General features: G+C 36.0%; 28 protein-coding genes. 4 read left to right on the top strand and 24 right to left on the bottom strand.

Translation table 11 applies throughout. The features are described 5' to 3' along the window. Position 1: 1 nt before the first annotated feature. The 21 genes from dxs to JOE23_RS13275 form a co-directional block, all read right to left on the bottom strand. Complete coding sequence (gene dxs / locus JOE23_RS13375) at positions 2-1,897, bottom strand: 1-deoxy-D-xylulose-5-phosphate synthase (RefSeq protein WP_204439110.1); 1,896 nt, start codon at positions 1,895-1,897, stop codon at positions 2-4. A 33-nt stretch (positions 1,898-1,930) separates the two neighbouring features. After that, positions 1,931-2,515 carry a hypothetical protein gene (locus JOE23_RS13370; RefSeq protein ID WP_204439108.1) on the bottom strand — a complete coding sequence of 195 codons (585 nt, stop codon included), beginning with the start codon at positions 2,513-2,515 and terminating at the stop codon, positions 1,931-1,933. 696 nt (positions 2,516-3,211) lie between these two features. Then, positions 3,212-4,096, bottom strand: coding sequence for a polyprenyl synthetase family protein (locus JOE23_RS13365; protein WP_204439106.1), 885 nt, complete (start codon positions 4,094-4,096; stop codon positions 3,212-3,214). Further along, on the bottom strand, positions 4,089-4,325 hold the full coding sequence (xseB, locus tag JOE23_RS13360; protein WP_204439104.1) for an exodeoxyribonuclease VII small subunit: 237 nt from the start codon (positions 4,323-4,325) through the stop codon (positions 4,089-4,091). The genes JOE23_RS13365 and xseB overlap by 8 nt, the downstream gene beginning before the upstream one ends. Beyond that, positions 4,318-5,667 carry an exodeoxyribonuclease VII large subunit gene (xseA, locus tag JOE23_RS13355; protein ID WP_204439102.1) on the bottom strand — a complete coding sequence of 450 codons (1,350 nt, stop codon included), beginning with the start codon at positions 5,665-5,667 and terminating at the stop codon, positions 4,318-4,320. Before xseA ends, xseB begins: the two co-directional genes overlap by 8 nt. Before the next feature lie 12 nt (positions 5,668-5,679). After that, positions 5,680-6,537 (bottom strand): bifunctional methylenetetrahydrofolate dehydrogenase/methenyltetrahydrofolate cyclohydrolase FolD, encoded by an 858-nt coding sequence (gene folD / locus JOE23_RS13350; RefSeq protein WP_204439099.1) that lies wholly within the window; start codon positions 6,535-6,537, stop codon positions 5,680-5,682. 17 nt (positions 6,538-6,554) lie between these two features. Beyond that, entirely contained in the window at positions 6,555-6,938 is a 384-nt protein-coding gene (nusB, locus tag JOE23_RS13345) for a transcription antitermination factor NusB (RefSeq protein WP_204439097.1), read from the bottom strand. 348 nt (positions 6,939-7,286) lie between these two features. Continuing rightward, positions 7,287-7,682: an Asp23/Gls24 family envelope stress response protein gene (locus tag JOE23_RS13340; RefSeq protein WP_204439095.1), complete on the bottom strand. Its 396-nt coding sequence runs from the start codon at positions 7,680-7,682 to the stop codon at positions 7,287-7,289. Positions 7,683-7,724: 42 nt separating this feature from the next. Continuing rightward, positions 7,725-9,089 (bottom strand): acetyl-CoA carboxylase biotin carboxylase subunit, encoded by a 1,365-nt coding sequence (accC, locus tag JOE23_RS13335; protein WP_204439094.1) that lies wholly within the window; start codon positions 9,087-9,089, stop codon positions 7,725-7,727. Positions 9,090-9,098: 9 nt separating this feature from the next. Beyond that, positions 9,099-9,578 (bottom strand): acetyl-CoA carboxylase biotin carboxyl carrier protein, encoded by a 480-nt coding sequence (gene accB, locus JOE23_RS13330; RefSeq protein ID WP_204439093.1) that lies wholly within the window; start codon positions 9,576-9,578, stop codon positions 9,099-9,101. Positions 9,579-10,034: 456 nt separating this feature from the next. Next, entirely contained in the window at positions 10,035-10,634 is a 600-nt protein-coding gene (locus JOE23_RS13325; protein ID WP_204439092.1) for a SpoIIIAH-like family protein, read from the bottom strand. 1 nt (position 10,635) lies between these two features. After that, on the bottom strand, positions 10,636-11,280 hold the full coding sequence (gene spoIIIAG, locus JOE23_RS13320) for a stage III sporulation protein AG (protein ID WP_204439091.1): 645 nt from the start codon (positions 11,278-11,280) through the stop codon (positions 10,636-10,638). 2 nt (positions 11,281-11,282) lie between these two features. Then, on the bottom strand, positions 11,283-11,891 hold the full coding sequence (gene spoIIIAF / locus JOE23_RS13315; protein WP_204439090.1) for a stage III sporulation protein AF: 609 nt from the start codon (positions 11,889-11,891) through the stop codon (positions 11,283-11,285). A 228-nt stretch (positions 11,892-12,119) separates the two neighbouring features. Further along, complete coding sequence (spoIIIAE, locus tag JOE23_RS13310) at positions 12,120-13,301, bottom strand: stage III sporulation protein AE (protein ID WP_204439088.1); 1,182 nt, start codon at positions 13,299-13,301, stop codon at positions 12,120-12,122. 23 nt (positions 13,302-13,324) lie between these two features. Continuing rightward, positions 13,325-13,714 (bottom strand): stage III sporulation protein AD, encoded by a 390-nt coding sequence (spoIIIAD, locus tag JOE23_RS13305; protein WP_204439086.1) that lies wholly within the window; start codon positions 13,712-13,714, stop codon positions 13,325-13,327. Positions 13,715-13,718: 4 nt separating this feature from the next. Next, positions 13,719-13,925 (bottom strand): stage III sporulation protein AC, encoded by a 207-nt coding sequence (spoIIIAC, locus tag JOE23_RS13300; protein WP_017472288.1) that lies wholly within the window; start codon positions 13,923-13,925, stop codon positions 13,719-13,721. A 15-nt stretch (positions 13,926-13,940) separates the two neighbouring features. Further along, entirely contained in the window at positions 13,941-14,450 is a 510-nt protein-coding gene (spoIIIAB, locus tag JOE23_RS13295) for a stage III sporulation protein SpoIIIAB (RefSeq protein WP_204439084.1), read from the bottom strand. Next, positions 14,395-15,369 carry a stage III sporulation protein AA gene (spoIIIAA, locus tag JOE23_RS13290; RefSeq protein ID WP_204439082.1) on the bottom strand — a complete coding sequence of 325 codons (975 nt, stop codon included), beginning with the start codon at positions 15,367-15,369 and terminating at the stop codon, positions 14,395-14,397. The genes spoIIIAB and spoIIIAA overlap by 56 nt, the downstream gene beginning before the upstream one ends. A 217-nt stretch (positions 15,370-15,586) precedes the next feature. After that, a complete protein-coding gene (gene efp / locus JOE23_RS13285) occupies positions 15,587-16,147 on the bottom strand; it encodes an elongation factor P (protein WP_204439080.1) in 561 nt (186 codons plus the stop codon). A gap of 86 nt (positions 16,148-16,233) precedes the next feature. Then, positions 16,234-17,295: a M24 family metallopeptidase gene (locus tag JOE23_RS13280; protein WP_204439078.1), complete on the bottom strand. Its 1,062-nt coding sequence runs from the start codon at positions 17,293-17,295 to the stop codon at positions 16,234-16,236. 93 nt (positions 17,296-17,388) lie between these two features. Further along, positions 17,389-17,877: a YqhR family membrane protein gene (locus JOE23_RS13275; RefSeq protein ID WP_204439075.1), complete on the bottom strand. Its 489-nt coding sequence runs from the start codon at positions 17,875-17,877 to the stop codon at positions 17,389-17,391. 222 nt (positions 17,878-18,099) lie between these two features. On the opposite strand from JOE23_RS13275, the gene JOE23_RS13270 reads away from it, so the two are divergent. Next, positions 18,100-18,474, top strand: coding sequence for an SA1362 family protein (locus JOE23_RS13270; protein ID WP_204439072.1), 375 nt, complete (start codon positions 18,100-18,102; stop codon positions 18,472-18,474). A gap of 348 nt (positions 18,475-18,822) precedes the next feature. Here JOE23_RS13270 and JOE23_RS13265 read toward each other — a convergent pair whose 3' ends face one another. Both JOE23_RS13265 and mntR read right to left on the bottom strand, forming a co-directional pair. Then, positions 18,823-19,713 (bottom strand): patatin-like phospholipase family protein, encoded by an 891-nt coding sequence (locus tag JOE23_RS13265; RefSeq protein WP_204439070.1) that lies wholly within the window; start codon positions 19,711-19,713, stop codon positions 18,823-18,825. An 89-nt stretch (positions 19,714-19,802) separates the two neighbouring features. Next, entirely contained in the window at positions 19,803-20,225 is a 423-nt protein-coding gene (gene mntR, locus JOE23_RS13260) for a transcriptional regulator MntR (protein WP_204439068.1), read from the bottom strand. 185 nt (positions 20,226-20,410) lie between these two features. Here mntR and JOE23_RS13255 point away from each other — a divergent pair, with 185 nt between their 5' ends. The 3 genes from JOE23_RS13255 to JOE23_RS13245 all read left to right on the top strand — a co-directional run bounded on the left by JOE23_RS13255 (position 20,411) and on the right by JOE23_RS13245 (position 23,480). Then, entirely contained in the window at positions 20,411-20,827 is a 417-nt protein-coding gene (locus tag JOE23_RS13255; protein ID WP_204439066.1) for a rhodanese-like domain-containing protein, read from the top strand. Positions 20,828-21,088: 261 nt separating this feature from the next. Further along, entirely contained in the window at positions 21,089-22,720 is a 1,632-nt protein-coding gene (locus JOE23_RS13250) for a DEAD/DEAH box helicase (RefSeq protein ID WP_204439063.1), read from the top strand. Then, positions 22,698-23,480 carry a YqhG family protein gene (locus JOE23_RS13245; protein ID WP_204439061.1) on the top strand — a complete coding sequence of 261 codons (783 nt, stop codon included), beginning with the start codon at positions 22,698-22,700 and terminating at the stop codon, positions 23,478-23,480. The genes JOE23_RS13250 and JOE23_RS13245 overlap by 23 nt, the downstream gene beginning before the upstream one ends. On the opposite strand, the gene JOE23_RS13240 is transcribed toward JOE23_RS13245, so the two are convergent. Further along, positions 23,477-23,665, bottom strand: coding sequence for a hypothetical protein (locus JOE23_RS13240; protein ID WP_204439059.1), 189 nt, complete (start codon positions 23,663-23,665; stop codon positions 23,477-23,479). The genes JOE23_RS13245 and JOE23_RS13240 overlap by 4 nt on opposite strands. Positions 23,666-23,936 lie beyond the last annotated feature (271 nt).

Below are 23,936 nucleotides of genomic sequence, written 5' to 3'. Positions count from 1 at the left end.
TTTATCTTACCCTTTTTATATGAGTAGGTAAAAGCGATTGTACTTCTTGAACAATATTAGCAACCGTTAAACCTACTTCTTCAAGTAGATATTCAACATCACCATGTTCGATAAATTGATCGGGAATACCCATTCTTTTAATATTTATATTCGAATAGCCTGATGCTTCAGCAAACTCAAGAACAGAACTACCAAAGCCGCCTACTAACATAGCTTCTTCAATAGTTAATATTGGTTTTCCTGAATTAAATGCATTTTTTAAATACGTTTCATCCAAAGGTTTAATAAATCGTGCATTAACCAACTCAACCTTTATACCATATTGCGCCAAATATACTTTAGCCTCTTCAGCTAAAGCAATAGTTGGACCAAATGTTAAAATCACAACATCTTCCCCTTTAGATAAAACTTCCCATTCTCCAATTGGCAACTGTTGCCGATGTTGTTTTGGTTCAACACCTAAAGCATTACCGCGAGGATAACGTATAGCTATAGGACCTTGATGATACTGCATACTTGTTTCAATCATATCACGACATTCGTTTTCATCTTTAGACATCATAATAATGATATTTGGTAGTGAACGTAAAAAGGCAATATCAAATACACCATGATGTGTTTCACCGTCTGCACCAACTAATCCAGAACGATCAATCCCTATAATAACGTTTAACTTTACACGGCATATATCGTGTAGCACTTGATCATATGCACGTTGTAAAAAAGTCGAATATATCGCTAAAAAGGGTTTCATGTTTTGACTAGCTAATCCCGCAGCCATTGTGGTGGCATGTTGTTCAGCAATACCCACATCAAAAAGTCTTTCTGGATATTTATTTTGAAATCCTTCCAATTTCGATCCCAGTATCATAGCAGGTGTAATAACAACTAAATTTTGATGAAAAGATGCTTGACTAATTAATTCATCACTTACAACCTTACTCCAAGATAACCCACTAATTTCAGGTGTGATTTTTTCGCCAGATTCAATTTTGTAAGGTCCTACTCCATGCCACTTGTCTTTTTCATCCGTTTCTGCTGGCAAATAGCCTTTACCCTTTTTCGTGATCACATGCAAAAGAACCGGCCCGTTTGTCTTCTTAGCAAAACCGATATGATCCTTAAGCGCTTTAATATCATGTCCATCCACAGGACCAAAGTAAGTAAAACCAAATTCCTCAAACAACATCCCTGGCACCATAAAATATTTCATACTGTCTTTTAAGCGTTCCGTCGCATTGGCTAATACACCACCTACTGCTGGAATTCGTTTTATTAACCATTCTAATTCTTGTTTAGCTTTATTATATTTAGCTGCACTACGCATCCGACCTAAGGCTTGGTGAAGTGCACCAACATTATTAGCAATAGACATTTCGTTATCATTTAAAATAACGATCATATCTTTTTTTTCATGTCCAATATGGTTAAGTGCTTCAAACGCCATACCTCCGGTTAAAGCCCCATCTCCTATAACTGGAACAATATGATAGGATTGTTTTTTTAAATCTCTTGCTACCGCCATTCCCATTGCTCCAGACAACGATGTAGAACTATGTCCCGTTTCCCATACATCATGTTTACTTTCATTTACCTTTGGAAAACCAGATAAGCCTTTATATTGTCTTAATGTTTTAAAGGCATCAGCACGACCTGTTAAGATTTTGTGGACATAAGATTGATGTCCAACATCAAATAAAATCTTATCTTCTGGGCTTCTAAATTCACTATGTAAAGCCAATGTCAACTCAACCACACCCAAATTCGGCCCTAAATGGCCACCGGTGACCGCTAATTCTTCAATTAAGAAACGTCGAATTTCAAAAGCTAATACTTCTAACTCATCTTCTGTTAATCCTTTAAGGAAAGAAGGACTTTTAATTTTAGTAAGATCCATCTAGGAATCCTCCCCGAGTTTATCTTTCAATTATCATTTTTTCTTTAATAACTTTATTTTAAATTTACTGTCTAAAAATGCAAGCGTTTTACCCACTAGAATAATTATCGTTGTCGTGTAATGGATACCTAAAAATTTTCCAATCGCTTTACCTCCAACGGTTAAGGCAGCAACAACACTTGTCATTATAACATTAATCGTTAATTGAACGGCAGAGCCATCCCCATGCCCTAACACATTTGCTAATTGTAAGACCACGAGTGCTGATGCAGTCCCGCTAATGACACCTGAAATATCACCAACCACATCGTTACAAAAGCTAGCAAAACGGTCAGCATTCCGTACAATGAGAACAGCTTCTCTTGCACCAAAAACACGCTCTGAAGCCATTGCATGAAAAGGTTTCTCAATTGCAGCAGTTGCCGCTACACCCAGTGTATCAAAAAACACCCCTAAAAACACAATAATCAATACAATTAATATACCTAGTCCCCAAGCCACTCCACTTAATATAGCAGATGAAATAACTGAAAAAATTGCCGCTAACACAAATGTGATAACGGCAATACTTAGACTAAACTTTAGCGATTTATTTAATTGCGATCGACCTTTCGCCATTTAACGTTCCCTCACATTTAATATGTAATTGGAATGGTCACTTAAAAAGTAAAAACTACGGCTTAGGTCCAGTAGGTTTTCCCAAATGCATACCGAATGTTGCCATTCTGGCGGTTCCCCTTTAAATGCATCTTAGCTTCGTCACCGAAAGCTAGACTGGATTGCCACTTAGACCGTACTATAATCCCTTTTAAGTGTCCCATTGAACAGTCTAGGAGATTTCCTCAACAATTCTTAACCACTTCCTAGCCTCTTTTGCAATTCTGATTTCATATAGACAAGACATTGTATTTGGTGGCCTACCAAATACTTGCATAACTATAATCCCCTCAGTAATCACTCAAGGCAGGCTACGCTGTCAGTAGGATCCCCTTTTCACCTACTGTACAGGTTCATACCCCATTCCATCATAGCGCTTTGGCTAAAGTCTACAACAGAGATGGGCCTCCGCGGAAGTAGGGTCAACGCCCACATGCCTTTGTGGATCGCCCTACAACCTTAACTCCCAGCACCGACCCAAGGCTGGGCGCCTCAAGCCGACACAAGGAACTTCATCGATGTGCCCTTTGGCAGATTTTTAGGCCTGCCTTCAGAAGTGGAGAATCGACTAGAATACTGCACCATTCCTTATGTATATAGTATAACATATTTTATTGTTTATGACCATTTAATCAATGCTGGCTAAAAACAGCCGCATTACTGATCTCGATCACTTAAATAATCAATCAGCTCTGCTAGCATTGAATTTTCTATACCTAAATCAACTAATATTTGCTTTGCACTATCTACTTTTTCTTGCTTCTCTTTTAAAGCACCATCTAAGCCATATATTTTTGGATAGGTACTTTTTTCCTTTTCTAGATCACTACCTATATTCTTGCCCATCTTTTGTTGATCACCATTCACATCAAGAATATCATCTTGAATCTGAAAAATTAATCCCATCTGATCGGCACAAGCTTTGATCGCTTCTAGCTCTTTATATGAAGTACCAGCCATATATGCCCCCATCTCCATTGCATAAATGAGTAATTGCCCGGTCTTTAAGCGATGAATATTTTCTAATGCTTGTAGTTCAATTCTTTTGTTCTCAGCAGCAATATCTAATACTTGACCAGCAACCATACCGCTACCACCAGCAGCTAAGCTCAATTTTTTACTAGCAAAGACTTTCTCCTCTGGCGTTAAGGTTTCCGCCTCATTTATAACTTGAAAGCTTAATGTTAGCAAGGCATCACCAGCTAAAATAGCAGTTGATTCATCGAATTTAATATGATTAGTAGGTAATCCACGCCTTAAATCATCGTTATCCATTGCTGGTAAATCATCATGGATAAGAGAATAGGTATGGACCATTTCTAACGCAGCTGCGATGGGAAGAACCTTATGCTTATCCCCCTGAAAAGCTTCACAACTTGCTATCATTAATATTGGCCGTACTCTTTTCCCACCAGCATTTATCGAATAAAGAATGGCTTGTTTTAATCGTTCTGGAATCGATTGTTTCATAATTAACTCTTGTAAAGTCTCATTGACAATCTGTCGATTTAAATCAACAAATTGATTTAATAATTCATTCATCTTTTGACTCCTCAAATGCCATTGTCTTTGTTTCGCCATTTTCGTCAACAATATGGGCAACTTGTTTCTCAACTTCAGCTAATTTATCATCACACCACTTCGATAATTTAACACCCTTTTGATAATAATCAATTGCTTCTTCTAGTGGGATATCAGCTTCTTCTAGTTTCTTTACAATATTATCCAATTCGCCCATTACATCTTCAAAGCTTCTTTTTTCATCACTCATTTTGATCCTCCTCTATCCCCCATATTTGACAGTCTAAATAGCCATCTTGTAATTTAAAGGTGACTTGTTCACCTGGAGCAACTTGCTTAACAGATTTAATCAAACTTCCAGATGATGAATAGCCAATTCCATAGCCTCTTTTCATGGTCTCAAGCGGACTAAGGACTTTCAACTTATCCAATTGTTTTTCGAATTGAACAACTTTATTTCTAAAGTGGGATTTAAAATTATTTTCTAGAGCATTGGTCAAATAGCCTGCTTTTTGTTGATTTAATTTTATTTGTTGTGTTGGATGTTTTGAATGTAACCGAGACATGAGTTGATGATAATGAAATTGCTGTTTCGTTAAATTTGATTTCATATTTCTATGAATGGATTCAATTAATCGGTCAAGCTCCTGCTCTTTTTGAGAAAGGAGTTGCTTAGGGTACTTAAATGCGTAACTCGATTGAATTTTATTTAGCTTTGCCTCATTTCGATTGATCACTGCTTTTATTCCTCTATGTAGAGTTCGGCGATTACTTTCTATTTGGTTAGCGATATCTTTCTTAGATGGCACAGCTAACTCAGCTGCTCCTGTTGGCGTAGCGGCGCGGAGGTCTGCAATAAAATCAACAATCGTAAAATCAGTCTCATGACCGATACCAGAGATTATCGGAATATGAGAGGCTGCGACAGCTCTTGCGACCATTTCTTCATTAAACGGCCAAAGCTCTTCGATAGATCCCCCACCTCTAGCTAAAATCAAAGTATCTATCGTTTGATCATCATTGGCTTGTTCTAATTTTTTGACAAGATCATATTTTGCTCCGTCACCTTGAACAAGCGCAGGGAATAACGTCACCTTGACTAGCGGAAATCGTCTCCTTATAGTCGTTAAAATATCCCGAATAGCTGCCCCTGTTTCGGACGTAATAATACCTAAATGTCGCGGAATGGTAGGAATGTTTTTTTTATTTTGTTGATCAAACAATCCTTCCTTTTCTAACTTATTTTTAAGTTGTTCAAATGCTAAATGTAAAGCCCCTACTCCATCTGGGATCATCTCATGGACATAAAGTTGATATTGACCCTGTGGTTCGTATACATTTACCTGCCCTTTTACGATAACATCCATGCCATCTTCTGGCTTGAACTTTAAAAAACGATTATATCCAGCAAACATGACCGCAAGTATACGCGCATTGTCATCCTTCAATGTAAAATACATATGACCACGGCTGTGATGTTTAAAGTTGGAAATTTCTGCTTTTAACCATACGGTTGATAAATGATCGTCTAACTCAAACTTGCGTTTTATATAACGTGTTAGCGCCGTTACCGTAAGATATTTTGGATTCATATTCTATCATTCCTACACTTGTTTAGTTTGAGCAATTGCTGCTTTAATGGTATTTTGCATCAACATGGTAATCGTCATAGGACCAACGCCTTTTGGGACTGGTGTTAGATAAGCAGCCTTCTCTTTGACTTGTTCAAAATCGACATCACCTGTTAGCGAGCCATCTTCTATTCGATTAACACCGACATCAATAACCGTTGCACCTTCCTTGATATGTTCACTTGTGATAAATTGGGCTCGTCCAACTGCTACAATTAAAATGTCTGCTGACTTTGTATACAACGACATATCTTTTGTTTTAGAGTGACAATAAGTAACCGTCGCATGTTCATTCAGTAATAATTGACCCACAGGTTTACCGACGATATTACTTCGCCCTACAACGACAACATGCTTCCCAGCGATTTCAATGTTCTTTGACTTTAGCATGGTTAGGATTCCCAATGGTGTACACGGCAAGAAAGTGTCTTGATTTGTTAATAATCTTCCAATACTTATTGGATGAAAGCCATCAACATCTTTATCTGGGTTAATCGCCTCAATAATATGTTGTTCATTGATATGTTTAGGTAAAGGTAATTGAACTAAGATACCATTAACATCTTTTGAATGATTGAAATCGTTAATTAACTTCAGCAATTCCTTTTCACTTGTTGTACTAGGTAAAGTAATCAATTCTGAATCAATACCAATAAAGTCAGCCGCTTTTTGCTTTCCTGAGACGTAAGATTTAGATGCAGGATCATCCCCGATTAAAATAACAACTAGTTTAGGCGTAACACCTTTATCTTTCAACACCTTAACCTCATTTTTCATATCTTCACGTAACGATTGAGCAAGCTGATCACCGTAAATGATTTGTGCTGACATTTTAACATCCCCCTTATTTAGTCATTACTCATTTTAGACAAAACGCCGTTAATAAACTGACCGGATTTCTCATCTCCATAAACATGAGCTAACTCCACAGCTTCATTAATAGCTACACCTTTTGGTGTCTTTAGCTCATAAAACATTTCGTATGCTGCCATTCGTAAAAGGGTTTTTTCCACCGTAGCTAGTCGGTTAAAACTCCAGTTTTCCAAATGGTTTTCTATCTTTTGGTCAAGCATTTCCTTTGCATTCACTACACCATTAATTAGTGTGTCAAGAAACGGGTCCATACTTTGATCTTCCATTATCAACATCGTTGCTTCATGCAAATCAAAATTTTCATTATCGATTGAAAAAAGTATTTGAAATGCCTTCTCTCTTGCAGTTCTTCGCTTCATATCCATTCTCCTTATTCATCTATACATACTACCATTATCCGTTCAACAATCACATCATTAAACTCAATACTATCATATCGAATTTACTTAAAAAAAGCTACATCGCTCCGCCCCAACTTTATTTATTACATACTGGTAAAAGAAGCGAATTTATTTGGTTAGGCGGGAGCAACTTGTGTTTCGTATTTTAATCAAAACATTTTAGCCTTAATTAACCATCGTTAATAACATTCCCATTCATAAAAAAAGAAGCTGACTTTTAAAAAAGCCAGCTCATTTGAATGTACAACTAGAACATACTTACTCCCATGTCAAATTAACGTTTTCCAACTTAAATTACTTAGCTGTTTAATTAGAGCTCTCTTGTTGGACATCCTTCTCCATTTGTATTCCTACAACATGTACGTTTATTTCTTCAATATCCAGTGCAGTCATTGTTTTTAATGTCTGTCTAATATTATGTTGTATCTTTTGTGCAACGACTGGAATGGTTACACCATAATCTAAAACAAGGAACACATCAATCGCAACCCCGGTTTCAGTCAGTTCAACCTTAATGCCTTTACCGTGTGATTTCATACCAAAACGTTCTGCAACCCCAGTAGCAAAGTTGCCCCTCATTGAGGAAACACCTTTAATTTCAGTAGTTGCAATGCCTGCTATGACTTCAATAACAACAGGCGCTATCTCTACATTTCCTAAGCTTGAATCTTCACCTACATTTAAAATGGTTTGTTCACTCACTTTAAATCCACCCCTTTAACGATAATCGAACGAATTGCTGCCCTAGTCTTTTGAATGATTCTCCATAATTGGATGTAACTCAAGAAATTTTGTATTAAAATCACCTGATAAAAATACTTCATGTTCTAATACTTTTTTATGGAATGGAATGGTTGTAGAAATACCCTCAATAAAAAATTCACTTAACGCTCTTTTCATACGATCAATGGCTTCTTCTCGTGATTGACCATATGTAATTAATTTAGCTATCATCGAATCATAGTATGGTGGTATTTTATAACCTGGATAAGCCGCAGAATCAACCCTAACACCTAATCCTCCAGGCGGTAAATAAAGTTCAATTAATCCAGGAGTAGGCATAAAGTTTCGATTCGGATCTTCTGCATTAATACGGCATTCCATAGCCCAACCATTAAATTCAACATCACTTTGCTCAATAGTTAGCGGTTGGTGACTAGCAACTTTAATTTGCTCTTTAATTAAATCAATGCCTGTTATCATCTCAGTGACAGGATGTTCTACCTGAATACGTGTGTTCATTTCCATAAAATAAAATTTTTGCTCTTTCTTATCGAAGATAAATTCAACTGTACCAGCTCCAGAATAATTAACCGCTTTAGCAGCTTTTACTGCTGAAGCACCCATTTGCTCGCGAATGGTTTCATTAATGGCAGGAGAAGGTGTCTCTTCTATCAATTTTTGCAAGCGACGTTGGACAGAACAATCTCTCTCACCTAAGTGTATCACATTTCCAAAGTTATCTGCTAGTACTTGTATTTCTACATGTGAGAAATCTTCAATAAACTTCTCAATATACACACCTGAATTTCCGAAGGCTTTCTCAGCTTCTTGTTGCGTCACTTTAAGTGACTTTAACAAATCTTGCTTTTCGTTAACCACACGGATACCCTTGCCACCACCACCCGCTGTAGCTTTTAAAATCACTGGAAAGCCAATTGCTTCAGCTAATTGAATAGCTTGTTCATCTGATTCAATAACTCCATCAGATCCAGGAACGATTGGAACATTCGCTTGTTTCATTGTATCACGCGCTACATCTTTAGTGCCCATTTTTTGTATCGCATGGACGCTCGGACCAATAAATGTAATATTGCACTTCGCACATATTTCAGCAAAATCAGCGTTCTCTGATAAAAAACCATAGCCAGGATGTATGGCATCGACTTCAGTTAAATTAGCAACACTCATAATCGGGGTAAAATTCAAATAACTATCTTGACTATTGGCTGGGCCAATACAGTAAGCCTCATCCGCTAATTGCACATGTAACGCATCTCGATCGGCTTCAGAATATATCGCTACTGTAAGAATACCTAATTCTTTGCATGCCCTAATAATCCTTACAGCTATTTCCCCACGATTCGCAATTAATATCTTTTTAATCATAATAGCCTCCTATTTTCTCTTCACGCCAAATAAAGGCTGTCCATACTCAACCAGTTCCCCATCTTCAGCTAGTATCTCAACAATTTCCCCATCTACTTCGGCTTCAATTTCATTGAATAATTTCATCGCTTCTATAATACAAACGACCGTTTTTTTAGAAATCTGGTCTCCAATTTCAACATATGGACCACTTTCAGGTGAAGAGGACAAATAGAAAGTTCCAACCATAGGAGAAGTGATTTGATAATCATAAATGGGGGCAGACGTCTCTGTCACCTCATTTGAATCTTCGTCAGCCACTTGAAGATTTGCTTCTGTACGTAAAGGCTCAACTTTTTGTGGTTGAGCATAAGGAACAGGCTCAGTGTAAGAAACGGGTTGATTTTTCTTTAATTTTATCTTTTCTCCTTCATATTCATAGACCATCTCATCTAATGACGACTCATCTAAACACTTTATTAAATCTTTAATTTCACTAATTTTCAACAATGTTACCACTCCTCGTGACATAATAAATATTAAAAACGAAATATTAATAACAGGTACTAATGATTACTCTTAACATTCTATTAAAAGATGACTGAAACTTCAACTATTCTTTTTCGTTCGAGATAACAAACTTTAATGGATAAAAGCCTGATTAGCGCTTATCTCATTTATTTATCACGGATAACTGTCCGTAAAACGCCCACTTCAATATAGAGAGCAGAGCTCAATCGATTGAGGCGGGGTGATAACGGACGCTAATGTCATGATTCACTCAAAGACCAATCAGTGGAACAAGATCAAAAATCCTCACTGATTGAAGGTTCGTTTTATGAGTCACTTTACACTGTTTAACCTTCACTTTGCCCAAATACGTGTTTTATTTATATTATCCAAAAATAGTTTTATAAATGCTAATAAATAAACAAAGCGCAATTGCGATAATTGCGCTTTGTTTATTTACGTTTGTGAAGGTTGAAACTTTACTTCGACTTGCATAGGGCCAAATTCATCATAAACCATTCGCATAATTTGATTGGCCTCTGTTTCAGATAACTGATCGGTTTTAACAGTCACCACCACGTTCTCATCCATTGAACGAACGAGCACATCGGCGTAATCATATTCAGACTTCAACGTTTCTTCTACAATAAGTTCTTTTGTAGATAATTGATCAATTTTCTTCATTTCATCGTAGGCTTTGTTTTTCTCTTCAGTTGAAGCTGTACTTGAGGCAACTACGGTCTCTAACTGTTCAATTCGACTGCTCCTTGTTTGAGCAAGTTCCATTCGGATTAATGTGAACAATTCTTCATCAGAAGTAATTGATGATATATTAGATTCCACTTCCTCATCTACTTCTCCTGCTTCCTCATCGATCGTCTCATTTGATAATTCTATTTCAAAATCTTCATTATTTGTCATCTCTGTTGACTCTTCATCATCTTCTTGAAAAATGAAGGCAAAATCTTCTTCGTTAGGTGAATTCATATAATATACACTAAGAACAATCATTAAGCTTAACAAGGTTAATAACCAAACCGTTTGTTTTTTCAACACGTTAACCCTCTCCTTTACTCCTTGGCATAATTGATATTCGATGTGGCGGAACATCTAATACACGTGAGACTGCTTCTGTTACCGACTGCTTAAGATGCATTTGCTCTACACCTTCTGCTACAACTAAAACTCCTCGAACGGTCGGTTTTTTACTTTGAACAACTAAAGGGATTTCTTGTTCCCCTTGTCTAATAATGACTATTTGCTGTTCTTCAGTTAAATCTTCAATATTTCTTGTCCCACCTCCTTGATCTGTTTCGACTGTCGTTTGTGTTCCAACAATTAAATTTTTTTCAAATACTTGTTCACCTGTTGCATCCAAATTCACCATAACTTCTACTTCAGCCACACCATTAATCATTTCAAGCATATTTGCTAAGTCATCCTGATAAACCTGTTCGAGTTCAAAGAGCGGATCATCACTACTTTTATTCAGAAACACATCCGTCTCACTTCTCTCTGCGCTCTCGGGTTCATTAATGCCATTCTCTGTTGCCTGATCATCATGAGTGAACCATTGGTTAAGCAAAAGTAAAAAAACACCTATACACGCTAAAATTATTAGATAACTAGACTTACTAAACTTAGATTTACTTCCTTGCTGTTGACTTAACCAATCGAGCATTTTCTTAAATGGATTGTCCAATGCTACCCCCCCTCCCAGTACAAAATAACTTGTTCTTGATCTACTTCTAGTTCCTGACTTAACCAATTTAATAGCGTGGGTCTGTCATAATCGAAGTCATCATGTTCTTGATGACTTTGATCCGTTTGATCAATTGTAATTGGAGCAATTTCTCCTGTATGCTGTTGAGCTTGGTCAAAGTAGAAATGAAATATTAAGTCTTGAAAATCAAGTGATCCTGATAATGCTGGGTCTATTACAACATCGGTTAGTGTATATCCGAATTCATTTATGAGTGATTCTTCTATATTATTTTTCAACTGATTGGCTAGCTCTTCTATAACATATGCATCATTGTAGGCTTGTATTTCTTTTTTTTGCAGTTCAATCCCATCCTCCACCGATTTACTTGCATCATCGTCAAAAAGAAAGTCAATAACTTTGTCTGATTCACTACCGATATTAAGATTAAATAATTCAGTAATCGGCTGAATAAAAAACAATATAAAAATGAGAGATAGAGAGAATTGAACATACTTTTTCATTTTATGATCAGGTAAAATCATGCTAATAATCACCATAAACATCATTAATATAATGATTTGACTAATCCAATTCACTAAATAGGTCATTTCAGCCTCCTTTATCACAGATAACCGTCCATAACAAGCCAACTCAAATCAATAATCAATCAGTGGGTGGGTAAGATCGTAGACTAAAACTGCCACATCTTTAAGAAGGATTACAGACTAAGGTCGCCACGTCCTTAAAAGAGGATTACAGACTAAGACCGCCACGTCCTGTGGCAACGTCTGCATAACCTACATCCTGTAGTCCTCCGCCCACAGATTATGTTCGTTTTATCGAATCATTAATGTTAAATTACTTGCAATAAGCAGCATAACAATCGTCATTAAAAACATGAATGAAACAACTAATAAAACAGCCAATAAATAAAAAATGTGTTCAGCAATTATCGATACACACTTAACAATTTGACTCTCACCTATAGGTTGGAGAATTGCAGCCGCCATTTTATAACTGAAACCTATCATAGCAACTTTAATAATTGGTATACCAACAATTAATAATATTGTTACTAAGCCGAAGATTCCCAGACCATTTTTCAATACTTGTGTAACTGCAAATATAGTATCTGTTGCCTCAGAAAACATTCGGCCAACCACTGGAATGAAATTATTAGTAACAAATTTGGTTGTTTTGATAGCTAAACCATCTTGAATCGCTGTTGTTGCTCCCTGGACAGATAAAACGGTTAAAAAAACGGTCAAGCTAATCATTAGCATACCGAGTGCGATTTGTCTGAATAAATCAGCTAATTTAGTTAATTGGAACGTTTTGTTTAGTAAGCTCACTAAATGTAAAAGGAATGAAAAGAAAATGAGTTTCAATATCACCTTATCTGTTAAGACAACGATTAAATGGAGAAACGTAACGATGACGGGATGAAAAAAAGATATCGAAATAACACCCCCTAAAGTTGCCATCAAACCTAGTAATAAGGGTAAAAGTGCTATTATAAAACCATGCATTTGATCTATGGTGGTCGTAATTAATTGACTGACTACACTAAAGCTTTGTAAGGCTAGAGTAGTTAATAGTAACATTAGAACGAAGTTAGCGACGGTACTAATCGATTCTGAGTGAAATGCTGTTTGGATATTTTTAATTAATGCAGAGATAATCGTAATGACAATAAGCTGTCCAAGTAACTTGCCATTCGCGATAACCTCATAGCCAATCATGTTAATAAAAGCTACTATCCAGTCTTTAATCGATAATGAATGATTACTATTTATTAAGTCCTTTACTGTCATTCTTTCAACTTCTGGCAAATAGTCTTGGTATTCATATCTAATTTCATCCCAATATGCTTCAAAGTCGGATAGATTCAGTTCATCAAAGAGGTCAATATTTTCATTTTCTTCCTGGGGTATTTCTGTCGTTTGTGCATAACTTAATGATTGAACAGAGAAAAACAAGACGATTACCATATATAATGCTTTGTTCGTAACTTGCATGTTTGCCTCCCCGGAAAATTCACTTAATTTGGAATAAAGTGAATAATGGCTTCAATTACTGCAGTGAGTACGGGAACTGATACAATTAAAATAAACACTTTACCTACTAATTCAATTTTAGTTGCAATAGAGTTAAGTCCGGCGTCTTTCGTTAATTGAGATCCTAATTCCGTTAAATATGCAATACCGATAATTTGAAAGATCGTATCTAAATAAATAAAGTCAAGCTGAAATTGACCAGCTAAAGATCGCAGTAAATCAATAATTTCACCTAAAGGTGATAGTATAAAATAGAAAAGTAAGCATGTTGTGATAATAAGCATGACCATTGCAATAGTTGGTTGGTAGGGCTTTATTAGCGTAATGAGTAGACTAGCTACTATTCCGATCATTATGATCTGAACAATAAACATAACTTTAGCCTTGGAATAAAAAAACAGATTTTATTTGTTGAAAAAGATCTGCAATGCTATCCATTACCATCATTAATACAATAATAAAACCAACTAATGTAATAAATTGAGCATACTCTTCTTTCCCTAGTTGTTTAAGGATGGTGTGGATCATCGCCACGACAATTCCAATTCCCGCAATTTGGAATATTATTGAAGCATCTTGGTGCATATTATCTACCCCTTTCTATATCAAGATAAGTGCAAGCAAAATACCGGTGAGTATTCCAATTCCACGATACACTTTACTAAATAGCAAATAATTATTTTGCGCTTCTGTTAGCAGTCGGTCTAAATGAAGCAGTGTTAACTGTAGTTGCTTTTGTTGTTGATCTAAATCATAGTGTCCCAATGTAGCACCAAATTGCCGTAAGATGTCAAGGTCTTTTCGATCTAAAGAAGAACTTATATCTAACTGCTCGATTTCTTCTTTCCATAAACTATCTAATTGATTGTTATTTTTCATTTGTACGCCAATATTATTAAAAAAGACATCAACTGGCTTGCTTATTTGATTTGCAATATGCAAACAAATATCTGAAATTGGAAATTGGCTATAGATTATTTCTGCTTCCATTATCTGCAAGGCATTTTTTAATAGCAGAAGTTGTTCAGGTCTCTTTTTTAATCGATTAGCATGATCAAATCCGATCAAGGAGCAAGCGCTTATCAAGAGTATTGCTCCAATCCAGTTCATAGTTATCCCCCCGGTTCATCTCGATAACTTGTCCCTTACTATTTAGCACTTGAGCTTGATTTCGTTCGTGTCGACCTAAAAGAATAAATCGCTCAAAATATTGTTGTTCTATTAAAGAACGTAATGGTTCTCTTTTTTTAAGGTTGGCATAGCTATCACTGTGTGCTGTACATATCACACTAACACCGGATCGGATGGCTTCTTGAATGGCACAACAATCGTCTTTTGAGCCGATTTCGTCAACAATTAAAACGTCTGGAGACATAGAGCGTATCATCATCATCATGCCTTCTTTTTTTGGACAACCATCCAATATGTCTGTTCGAAGACCTATTTGATAATTAGGAATACCATTTTTACATCCTGCTATCTCAGATCTCTCATCAATAATCCCTACTTTCATTGCAACAATATTGCCCCAACCGTCCCCTATTAATCGTGATAAATCACGTAGCAAGGTTGTTTTTCCGGATTGTGGTGGACCAATTATAAGTGTATTAAAGTAGCTACAGTTTGCTTTTATATACTTAATCATTTGATTGGCACACCCAATTTTTTGCTTAGCAACTCTAATATTAAATGACGAAATACTTTGAATTTGTTTAACGGCACCATGCTGTAATACCGTTTTACCTGTTATCCCAACACGATGTCCACCAGCTATTGTGATATAACCATTTCGTAATTCTTCTTCTAACCGATAACGCGAATATTCACTTAATTGGTTCAAAATAAACTGACCATCTAATTCATTAACTACCATATCTTCAAAACTTTTATAGGTTGCTTGTTTAATAATTTCTAATGGACGATTTATTCGCACTCTAATTTCTTCAATATCCTTCCAATCATTATTTAACATCCTTAGTTTTTGATGATAATGTTCAGGGAATAAAGCTATGAGTTGATCAGCAACCATATATACCCTCCTTATAAACCAAGCTATCATTATTTCTAATATATGATTACCATATATGAATATGACTGAGAGAATTGATTGAATGATTTAAAATATACACTTCAGCCCTCGCTAGCTTATCTCTCAAATTTATTCAATATAGGTGTTCGTCTAAATCAAAAAAGGCAAGAGGAATAAATGCCCTCTTGCCTTCATCATAACTTATCTATTTATGTCGTTATTGTGCTCGTGATACATATTTACCATCTGATGTACTTACGATTAATCGTTCACCAACGTTGACGAAGAACGGAACTTGCACCGTTAAGCCTGTTTCCATTACCGCTGGTTTAGAGCCACCACTAGCCGTGTCCCCTTTAATCCCAGGTTCTGTTTCCACCACTTCTAATTCCACGTTGTTTGGTAAAGAGACACCCAAAGTCTCACCTTGATAAGAGATAATATTCACTTCCATATTTTCTTTTAAAAACTTTAATTCATAGCTGATTTGACTTGCAGCAATTTCAGTTTGCTCATAAGTTTCCATATCCATAAACGTGTGCATTTCACCTGAAGCATATAAATATTGCATTTTTCGATTATCAATATGTGCTTTTTCAACCTTTTCGCCAGCTCTAAATGTCTTATCTTGGATATTGCCATTTCTTAAATTCCGTAGCTTTGAGCGAACAAAGGCAGCTCCTTTACCTGGTTTAACGTGTTGAAACTCCATCACTTGCCATATATCACCACCTACTTCTATGGTCAAGCCCGTTTTAAAATCATTTACTGAAATCATAGTGGTTCCTCCCTCATACCCTCTTGTAAAAATTATTGTAAGTAAGTTTGTGTAGTAAAGCTTGTTAAACTTTTTATAAGCTACACCTATAATATAATAAGTTCTTTTGGTGCTTTATTCAAGCTTCTATTGCCATCTGCCGTAATGATAATGTCATCTTCAATTCGACAGCCCCCAACTTTAGGGATATAGATTCCCGGTTCCACGGTCACCACCATATTCTCTTTCAAGACTGTTGTTGATGTTGGTGCAAGCCGTGGGCTTTCATGGACTTCCAAACCTAGTCCATGGCCAGTTCCGTGTCCAAAATATTGTCCATAGCCTTTCTCTTTAATATAATCACGCGCTAGTGCATCTGCTTCTTTACCAGTTAAACCAGCTTTCGTACCTTCTAGCCCTTTCAAATGTGCATCCAGTACAGTGGAGTAAATATCATGAAGTTCTTCAGATATTTCACCTACAGCAAACGTTCTTGTCATATCAGAGCAGTAGCCCTGATACAGTGCACCGAAATCTAATGTAACTAATTCTCCATTTTCAATTTTTTTCTCAGAAGCTACACCATGCGGGAGAGCAGAGCGATAGCCAGATGCAACAATAATATCAAAACTCGATGATGTGGCCCCTTTTTTTCTCATAAAAAACTCTAATTCATTTGCCACTTCAATTTCACCCATACCCGGTTGCACCGTTTTAAGTATGTGATCATAAGCAGCATCTGATATGTATGCAGCTTCCTGCATAATCGCTAACTCTTCATCTGTTTTAATCATTCTAATATTCTCTATTATCTGATCAGTAGGAATGAGCTTAGCCTCAATACGTTGATCATATTGTTGAAACATAGCAAATGAAAAATCATTCTGCTCAAATCCAATCCGCTTAAGTTGATATTGTTCACTCAATAGATGCAATTCATCAATAGCAGATTTTTTATGTTCTATAATTTCGAAATCAAGGGCTTGTTGATTCGCCTGCTCGATGTAACGAAAATCTGTTATAAAAAATTGTTTATCTCTTGTTATTAATACAACACCAGCAGTACCTGTAAATTGACTAATGTAGCGACGATTGTATGCATTAGTGATAATTAGAGCATCTAAGTCTTGTTCAATTAACACTTCACGGACTTGCTTTATTTTGTCCATCAATATGTTCCACCCTTCTAAAAGATCAATTAAATATTCACTCTAAATTAAGTGTATCACATATTAATATGTTTTGACGACAATATCATCTGTTCATTTACCCTTGTCAGTTGGTTGTTGATCCATAAAATCATAGGAAATGGTGTAGCCAATAAAAACACCATACATAATCATAATACAAAGTGTGGTTACCAAAGTATGCTGATCAAGCTCTGCAAGTCTTGGTATGGCAGGAAACCAATTCGAAAAAATAAGAAAGATGACTAACCATATCGCTAAACCAAATAAAACCCCTGGCGTTATACCTATTAACCGTCTTAAGAATAAATAATAAACAAATGCAATAAAAATAGATATAATGCTAATAACAATTATGGAAATCATTTCACTAAACCAACGACTGATCCATTGTTCATTTGTCCATGGATCGAAAATCAGTGTATAAGGGGTAACTTTTGTAAATTTAAAAAAGGATGCGATGGCAGCTATAGAGCCCCAGAAAAGCCCAGCAAACAAACCTGTTACACAAACTCGCCATCTTAAAACTTGAATCGTTTCTGCTTTTCTATTGTTATCTAACATTTCGCTTCACCTCAAATGATAAGTTAACCAAAGCTAAAAAGATTTATTCAATATATGGTTTTCTGAATAAAATATTGTCTATTGACGATAATATATGTAAATGATTGATTACAAAATTAATAATGAGGGAAAAGATTAATAAAACGAATCTTCAATCAGTGGGTGTTTTACGGACGGTTATCTGTGATAAAATAACTTTGATCAAAGAAATGAGGTCATCCAATGAAAAGAAATTACCGTACCCCTCTCATGATTTATCTATTACTTTGCTTAGCTGGATTAGGATTGTTTAATCAATTATTCTTTAACTCGTCAAGCTTTCTTAGAAATAGCATGACAATTATTGGTGGTGTTGCGATTGTTTATCTTTTAGTCTATTTCTTTTTTCTAAGGAAACCAACAACGAATGAGCTAAAGAAATATCGACAAGCCGTTAAACAATCAAAAAGACGTAATAAAAAATCAACTATAACAAAAGCAAAGCACGCAAGACCAAAATCAGTTTCACCTATTAGTAGGAAGCGTTCCGGTAATCCGCCACATCTCAGGGTGATTGATGGAAAAAAATCAAATAGAAAGGGACGTGCATCATTATAAAACGAACCAGCAACCCGCAGGCTGAGGTCTACAGGATGTAGGTCATGCAGACGTGGGCCTACAGGATGTAGGTTATGCAGACGTTGCCACAGGACGTGGCGGTTTTAGTCTACGATCTTACCCACCCACTGATGGTTTAGTTAGTTGAGTGAATCAGGGCACTGGCGCCCGTTATCTCCCGCCTTAATAGATGAGCATACCCTCTATTTTGAGGCGGGCTTTTTACGGGCGGTTATCTGTGATAAACAATTGCCTAGCAATCCTTTTTTACCCATTTCCTTATTCACATGACCCTGTTATAACTTGGTAGAAAATAGCAAACATGTGTAGAAGCTCTTTTCCATCAAGTTATCTAAACTGTTTTTGTAAAAAATCACTGGTTTTTTCTTCTCCGATTTTTATTAGCTCCTCTCTAGTCGCTTTTGTTAAGGAAAAATCCGCGATATTAATATGATCAGCATTTAAAAAGACGATATTCGGTTGATTTAATTTGGAGATATATTTTAAGTCTAGTGCATGTTGCATCGTTATAATTAATGTTTTCGTGTAAGCTAATCCGTTGTTAATTTGAGGGTTCGTCAAGTATTGCTCTTTAGACTGTAATTGAAAACCAAGTACGGGTCGTTCTAACTTTTGATTAGGTTTTTTAAATAACCAAATCGGCAAGCTACTTAGCAAAGCACCATCGACGATCAAATGTTTTCGCACTTCCTGATCATAGAGCTTTTTTGGTTTAAAAAAATAAGGTAAGCTTGCACTCATGCGGATAGCTCTTGCAACGGAGAACTGTTCAGGTGATAGGCCATAAATTTGTTTCAAATCATCCGGAATTATAATTAAGCGACCTAATGTTAAATCAGCAACTGTTAATTTTAATTGATGGCTTTTAAGTTGACCAAAGGTATAAATACCCTTCTGTGCTAAAAGTTTACCCAGCCATTCTTCTAGAACTTTTCCATTGTATAGCCCAAACGTTTTGTATAATGATAACCATTTCAAAAAAGGGAAATACTTTTCCATTTTTGAACCATCAAGAAATTGTTTTAAATCAAGATCAAGCATTATTGCTTTTAACTCTGATGAACGATAACCTGCTGCTACTAGTCCTGCTACCATTGCACCTGCGGAACTACCTGCCAACCGAACAAACTCAAATTTTCTCTTTTCAATTGCTTCCAATGCGCCAATATATGCAAACGCCTTAACGCCTCCACCAGAAAACACACCGTCTATCTTCATTCTCATTCTCCTTTGGTCACTTTTGTTAAAAACTATGCTGAGTGACCAAAAAAAACAACCGATTTACAATATTGTAAATCGGTTGTTTTTTATTCCTGATCCGCTTTTTGTCTTAGCTCTGCCAATTCTTCAGCTCTTTGGGGATTTATTTCAAAATATTGAACCAAATCACCAATACGATCGATTGAATTCCAACTTAAATGATGTTCAATGCCCTCCACATCTTGATAGATATTCGCTTGGTCTACTCCAATTAGTGCTAAAAACTGCTCTAGTAGTTCATGGCGATAAACGAGTCTTTTTCCAACCTTTTTCCCTTGTGCGGTTAGAATCAAGCCGCGATATTTTTCATAATTTAGATAGCCGTCTTTATCTAATTTTTGAACCATTTTGGTAACGGAAGAAGGATGAACTTCAAGAGCATCTGCTATATCTGATACTCGCGCGTATCCTTTTGATTCAATCAATAAGTAAATTTGTTCTATATGGTCTTCCATACTTGGTGTTGGCATAATCGTCCTCCAATTCTCCATGCAAAAAACTGCCTAAATCCAATAATTCTCCTCTAAAGGATACAATAGTTTTTAAATCTAGACAAGTGAATTCATTTTTTCACTTTAATCTTAATATTTTCATTTTGAAAAATAGATTTAAACATCGTATAATAAAAGAAGACTGAAATAAAGGGGAAAAAGAGATGAATTTAATTATTGGATTAGCATGGGACTGGATTGCCTTACTTATCATTGTAATAGGATATATTGGTTACACTTTATACCGTTACTTTAAAACAAGAAAGATTATTACAACTTTAACTGAATCCGAGTTTAGAGAAGGTTATAGAAAGGCACAGCTTATTGATGTACGTGAGCAAAAGGAATATGATGCTGGCCATATATGGGGGGCTAGAAATATTCCTGTTACACAGTTAAAACAACGCCAAAAAGAGCTACGTAAGGACATGCCTGTATATTTATACTGCCAATCTGGCTCTCGATCTAGTCGCGCAGGATGGCTGCTAAACAAAAATGGTTACCAAGAACTTTATGATTTAAAAGGTGGTTTTAAACAGTGGACAGGTAAAATTAAAAAAACCGACAAACCCAAGTATTAATCAATGGCCGCTCCTTATAATGATGACCAAATTAAATAGATTAAGGTTAAAGCGAAAGGTGAATGATAATGTTTTAGTGAAATTATCATTCATCTTTTTATGTGTTGCATCCTAAAAAAAGTGCGTAGCAGGTCTGTTTCTTCATACTGATCAATGGAATCTCTGTGCGCTTTAACTTCCACTAGAGTTTTACATTAAATATACCAGACTGATTAAAATTTTATTATTGGTTATACTAACTATTAAAGGTGGGGTTATACGATGCATATCGAACTATCACGTGATCTAGAATTTATCGATCACCTTTTAGAAGGTATAGACCAAAATCAGACATTAGCTAACTGGAAACATTTCAAGTTAGCTTATCATGTTGCAGATACGTTACTTATTCCCCGTTCAAATAATTTAAAAGCTTTAGATCAATTACAACACATTGACTTTCTACCACACCAAACAGACACGGCAAATAAAGTAATTCACGAAATGAACGGTAGAGCCATTTTAGCTGATGAAGTGGGTCTGGGTAAAACGATTGAAGCCGGATTGATTTTAAAAGAATATATTTTACGCGGATTAATAAAAAAGGCACTGATCATTGTTCCTGCATCTCTCGTCAACCAATGGGCCAGTGAATTACACGAGAAATTTTTCATACAAACAACGATTGCAAAGAAAAAACCCGTGTGGACAAATGATGATATTATGATTACATCAATAGATTTAGCTAAAAGAGAGCCTCATCGTCAAGCCATCTTAGAACAAACATATGATTTATTGTTGATTGATGAAGCTCATAAGCTGAAAAATAATAAAACAAAAAATTATCAATTTGTGCAAGCTTTATCAAAAAAGTACTGTTTACTATTAACAGCTACCCCTATACAGAATAAGTTGAATGATGTCTTTAATCTAGTTACATTATTGAAACCTGGGCTATTAGGCGATCAGCAAACATTTCTAAAACGATTTGACAAACCAACACGTGATCTTGATCAACATTTACAACGATTAATTCAGAAAGTGATGGTTCGAAATTTGCGCCACGAAACTGTTTTAGATTGGACCAAGCGCCATATAAAAACCATTTCCGTAACATTCACCGAAGAAGAATACGCCTTTTATCAAAAGCTTGAGCAAGCAACCATTGGTGATCAATCCATTAATAAAACCCTCTATTTAAGAGAGTTCTGTTCTTCTCGAGAGGCCCTATATACGACCCTTATGAAAGAAGACAGCCAATTAACAAAAGAATTAGTAGCTGATTTAGAACAGCTTCCCCATCACAGTAAAGCAATTCAATTAGTCGAATTAATAAAGGATATTAATGATAAATGCATTGTTTTCACGGAATATCGCGCTACACAAGTTTATTTGCAGTGGCTTTTGAAGGAAAATCAAATCTCTTCAGTACCATTTAGAGGGGGATTTAAACGCGGAAAAAAAGATTGGATGAAACAACTCTTTCAAGAACAGGCTCAAGTCTTAATTGCAACCGAAGCTGGTGGCGAGGGTATCAACCTTCAATTTTGCAATCACTTAATCAATTACGATCTACCTTGGAACCCGATGCGTATCGAACAACGAATTGGACGCATTCACCGCTTTGGCCAAAAAAATGATGTTCATATTTACAACTTCAGTATAGAGAAAACAATAGAAGACCATGTCTTACAACTGCTCTATAATAAAATCCACTTATTTGAGCGTATTATTGGTCACCTTGATCAGATTTTGGCTGAACTTAATCTTGGTTCCTTAGAAAAAGAAATAACACAGATGGTATGTGAATCTAAAACAATTGGAGAAATGAAGGTAAAGATGAACAATTTAGCTGAAGTCATAGATTATGCACAAGAGGAGGAAAACCATAATGGCAATAGAGAATCTTCATGAGTTTCTTGTCACTTATTTCACTATTAATCATTGTCAAGTTGACTCCAATCAAAAAGATGGAACCCTAGATGTTCGACTTACGGAAGAAATGGATGAACGATTAATGAATCGCCCCTTTTATTGGCAATATGTTAGAAAATTAAATCAAGTCGGGACACCCTTGGAATTAAAGATTACCACTCAGTATAATAAAGCGACTAAAGATAGATCTTACCTTTCTTTCGGGACAGAACGATTTAATAAAATTTGCCATGACACATTGTTAAAAGGAAGATTCACAAAATTGTATCAAAGCATAGCACCAAGACAGCAAACCGCCCTCTATCCGTGGTTAATTATAAATGTGAAAATGAGTTATATAGGAAAACAACAGGAAGAAGAGCTTAGATCCTATGGTATTCATCTTATCAACGGTACAATTATTGATCACGCCTTTGAATGGTTAGAGCAAAAAGAATGGACAACTACTATACCAGACTTTTGTTATCCTATAACACCGCTTATTCAAATGAGAAATGGATATTTGAGAATTGAACACTTTATTTTAGAGCAATTACAAGCTAATCAACATCAATGGGCAGAAGCTTCTTATCAACACTTGCAAGAAGAAATTCAATTATTAAATTATTTTAAAGAGCGTGAGCAAAGCCTTAATGAGGCACACTATTTGACAGAAAAAGAAAATTTAAAAGCCATTTACCAACCTAAAATATCACTTCAAGTCATAAATGGCGGGATTTTTTACTTAGCACAACCTTAATCCTGGTTACCTTTAGAGTCAAATGTATGTTTGATAACGTTTGGAAGCATGCCAAACCACTTTTCCGAAAAATTTGTTTGCTGATTGGGATGTAACTTTTCTTGACTGTTTTCGGGTGTTTTAGATCTCTGGTGGTAATCGATTACTAATTCAATGATAAATTCAATCGTTGTTTGGTCAGCCATAAGTCTACTCCTTTTTTATCACAGATAACCTCCGTAAAACACCTCCTCAAAATAGAGCGTAGAGCAAATCGATTGAGGCGGAGATAACGGACGATAATGTCTTGATTCACTCAACCACCAATCAGTGGGTGGCTAAGATCGTAGACTACAACGCCACATCTTTAAGAAGGATGACAGACTAAGACCGCCACGTCCTGTGGCAACGTCTGCATAACCTACATCCTGTAGGCCCACGTCTGCATGACCTACATCCTGTAGGCCTCCGCCCGCT

Source organism: Amphibacillus cookii (assembly GCF_016908375.1).
Taxonomy (GTDB): domain Bacteria; phylum Bacillota; class Bacilli; order Bacillales; family Amphibacillaceae; genus Amphibacillus_C; species Amphibacillus_C cookii.
The sequence above is the reverse complement of the archived record's forward strand: the minus strand, read 5'-3'. Positions and strand labels throughout refer to the sequence as shown.

What these genes read in the sequence shown, in the direction of transcription:
- spoIIIAB (WP_204439084.1), bottom strand. Translation starts at nt 14,450, where the DNA reads ATGAACTGGATTGGAGCAATACTCTTGATAAGCGCTTGCTCCTTGATC.
- JOE23_RS13255 (WP_204439066.1), top strand. Translation starts at nt 20,411, where the DNA reads ATGAATTTAATTATTGGATTAGCATGGGACTGGATTGCCTTACTTATC.
- JOE23_RS13245 (WP_204439061.1), top strand. Translation starts at nt 22,698, where the DNA reads ATGGCAATAGAGAATCTTCATGAGTTTCTTGTCACTTATTTCACTATT.
- JOE23_RS13275 (WP_204439075.1), bottom strand. Translation starts at nt 17,877, where the DNA reads ATGTTAGATAACAATAGAAAAGCAGAAACGATTCAAGTTTTAAGATGG.
- spoIIIAF (WP_204439090.1), bottom strand. Translation starts at nt 11,891, where the DNA reads ATGACCTATTTAGTGAATTGGATTAGTCAAATCATTATATTAATGATG.
- dxs (WP_204439110.1), bottom strand. Translation starts at nt 1,897, where the DNA reads ATGGATCTTACTAAAATTAAAAGTCCTTCTTTCCTTAAAGGATTAACA.
- xseA (WP_204439102.1), bottom strand. Translation starts at nt 5,667, where the DNA reads ATGAATCCAAAATATCTTACGGTAACGGCGCTAACACGTTATATAAAA.
- xseB (WP_204439104.1), bottom strand. Translation starts at nt 4,325, where the DNA reads ATGAGTGATGAAAAAAGAAGCTTTGAAGATGTAATGGGCGAATTGGAT.
- folD (WP_204439099.1), bottom strand. Translation starts at nt 6,537, where the DNA reads ATGTCAGCACAAATCATTTACGGTGATCAGCTTGCTCAATCGTTACGT.
- JOE23_RS13365 (WP_204439106.1), bottom strand. Translation starts at nt 4,096, where the DNA reads ATGAATGAATTATTAAATCAATTTGTTGATTTAAATCGACAGATTGTC.
- nusB (WP_204439097.1), bottom strand. Translation starts at nt 6,938, where the DNA reads ATGAAGCGAAGAACTGCAAGAGAGAAGGCATTTCAAATACTTTTTTCA.
- efp (WP_204439080.1), bottom strand. Translation starts at nt 16,147, where the DNA reads ATGATTTCAGTAAATGATTTTAAAACGGGCTTGACCATAGAAGTAGGT.
- spoIIIAE (WP_204439088.1), bottom strand. Translation starts at nt 13,301, where the DNA reads ATGCAAGTTACGAACAAAGCATTATATATGGTAATCGTCTTGTTTTTC.
- JOE23_RS13265 (WP_204439070.1), bottom strand. Translation starts at nt 19,713, where the DNA reads ATGAAGATAGACGGTGTGTTTTCTGGTGGAGGCGTTAAGGCGTTTGCA.
- JOE23_RS13370 (WP_204439108.1), bottom strand. Translation starts at nt 2,515, where the DNA reads ATGGCGAAAGGTCGATCGCAATTAAATAAATCGCTAAAGTTTAGTCTA.
- spoIIIAA (WP_204439082.1), bottom strand. Translation starts at nt 15,369, where the DNA reads ATGGTTGCTGATCAACTCATAGCTTTATTCCCTGAACATTATCATCAA.
- JOE23_RS13250 (WP_204439063.1), top strand. Translation starts at nt 21,089, where the DNA reads ATGCATATCGAACTATCACGTGATCTAGAATTTATCGATCACCTTTTA.
- spoIIIAC (WP_017472288.1), bottom strand. Translation starts at nt 13,925, where the DNA reads ATGCACCAAGATGCTTCAATAATATTCCAAATTGCGGGAATTGGAATT.
- JOE23_RS13240 (WP_204439059.1), bottom strand. Translation starts at nt 23,665, where the DNA reads ATGGCTGACCAAACAACGATTGAATTTATCATTGAATTAGTAATCGAT.
- mntR (WP_204439068.1), bottom strand. Translation starts at nt 20,225, where the DNA reads ATGCCAACACCAAGTATGGAAGACCATATAGAACAAATTTACTTATTG.
- JOE23_RS13280 (WP_204439078.1), bottom strand. Translation starts at nt 17,295, where the DNA reads ATGGACAAAATAAAGCAAGTCCGTGAAGTGTTAATTGAACAAGACTTA.
- JOE23_RS13270 (WP_204439072.1), top strand. Translation starts at nt 18,100, where the DNA reads ATGAAAAGAAATTACCGTACCCCTCTCATGATTTATCTATTACTTTGC.
- accC (WP_204439094.1), bottom strand. Translation starts at nt 9,089, where the DNA reads ATGATTAAAAAGATATTAATTGCGAATCGTGGGGAAATAGCTGTAAGG.
- spoIIIAD (WP_204439086.1), bottom strand. Translation starts at nt 13,714, where the DNA reads ATGTTTATTGTTCAGATCATAATGATCGGAATAGTAGCTAGTCTACTC.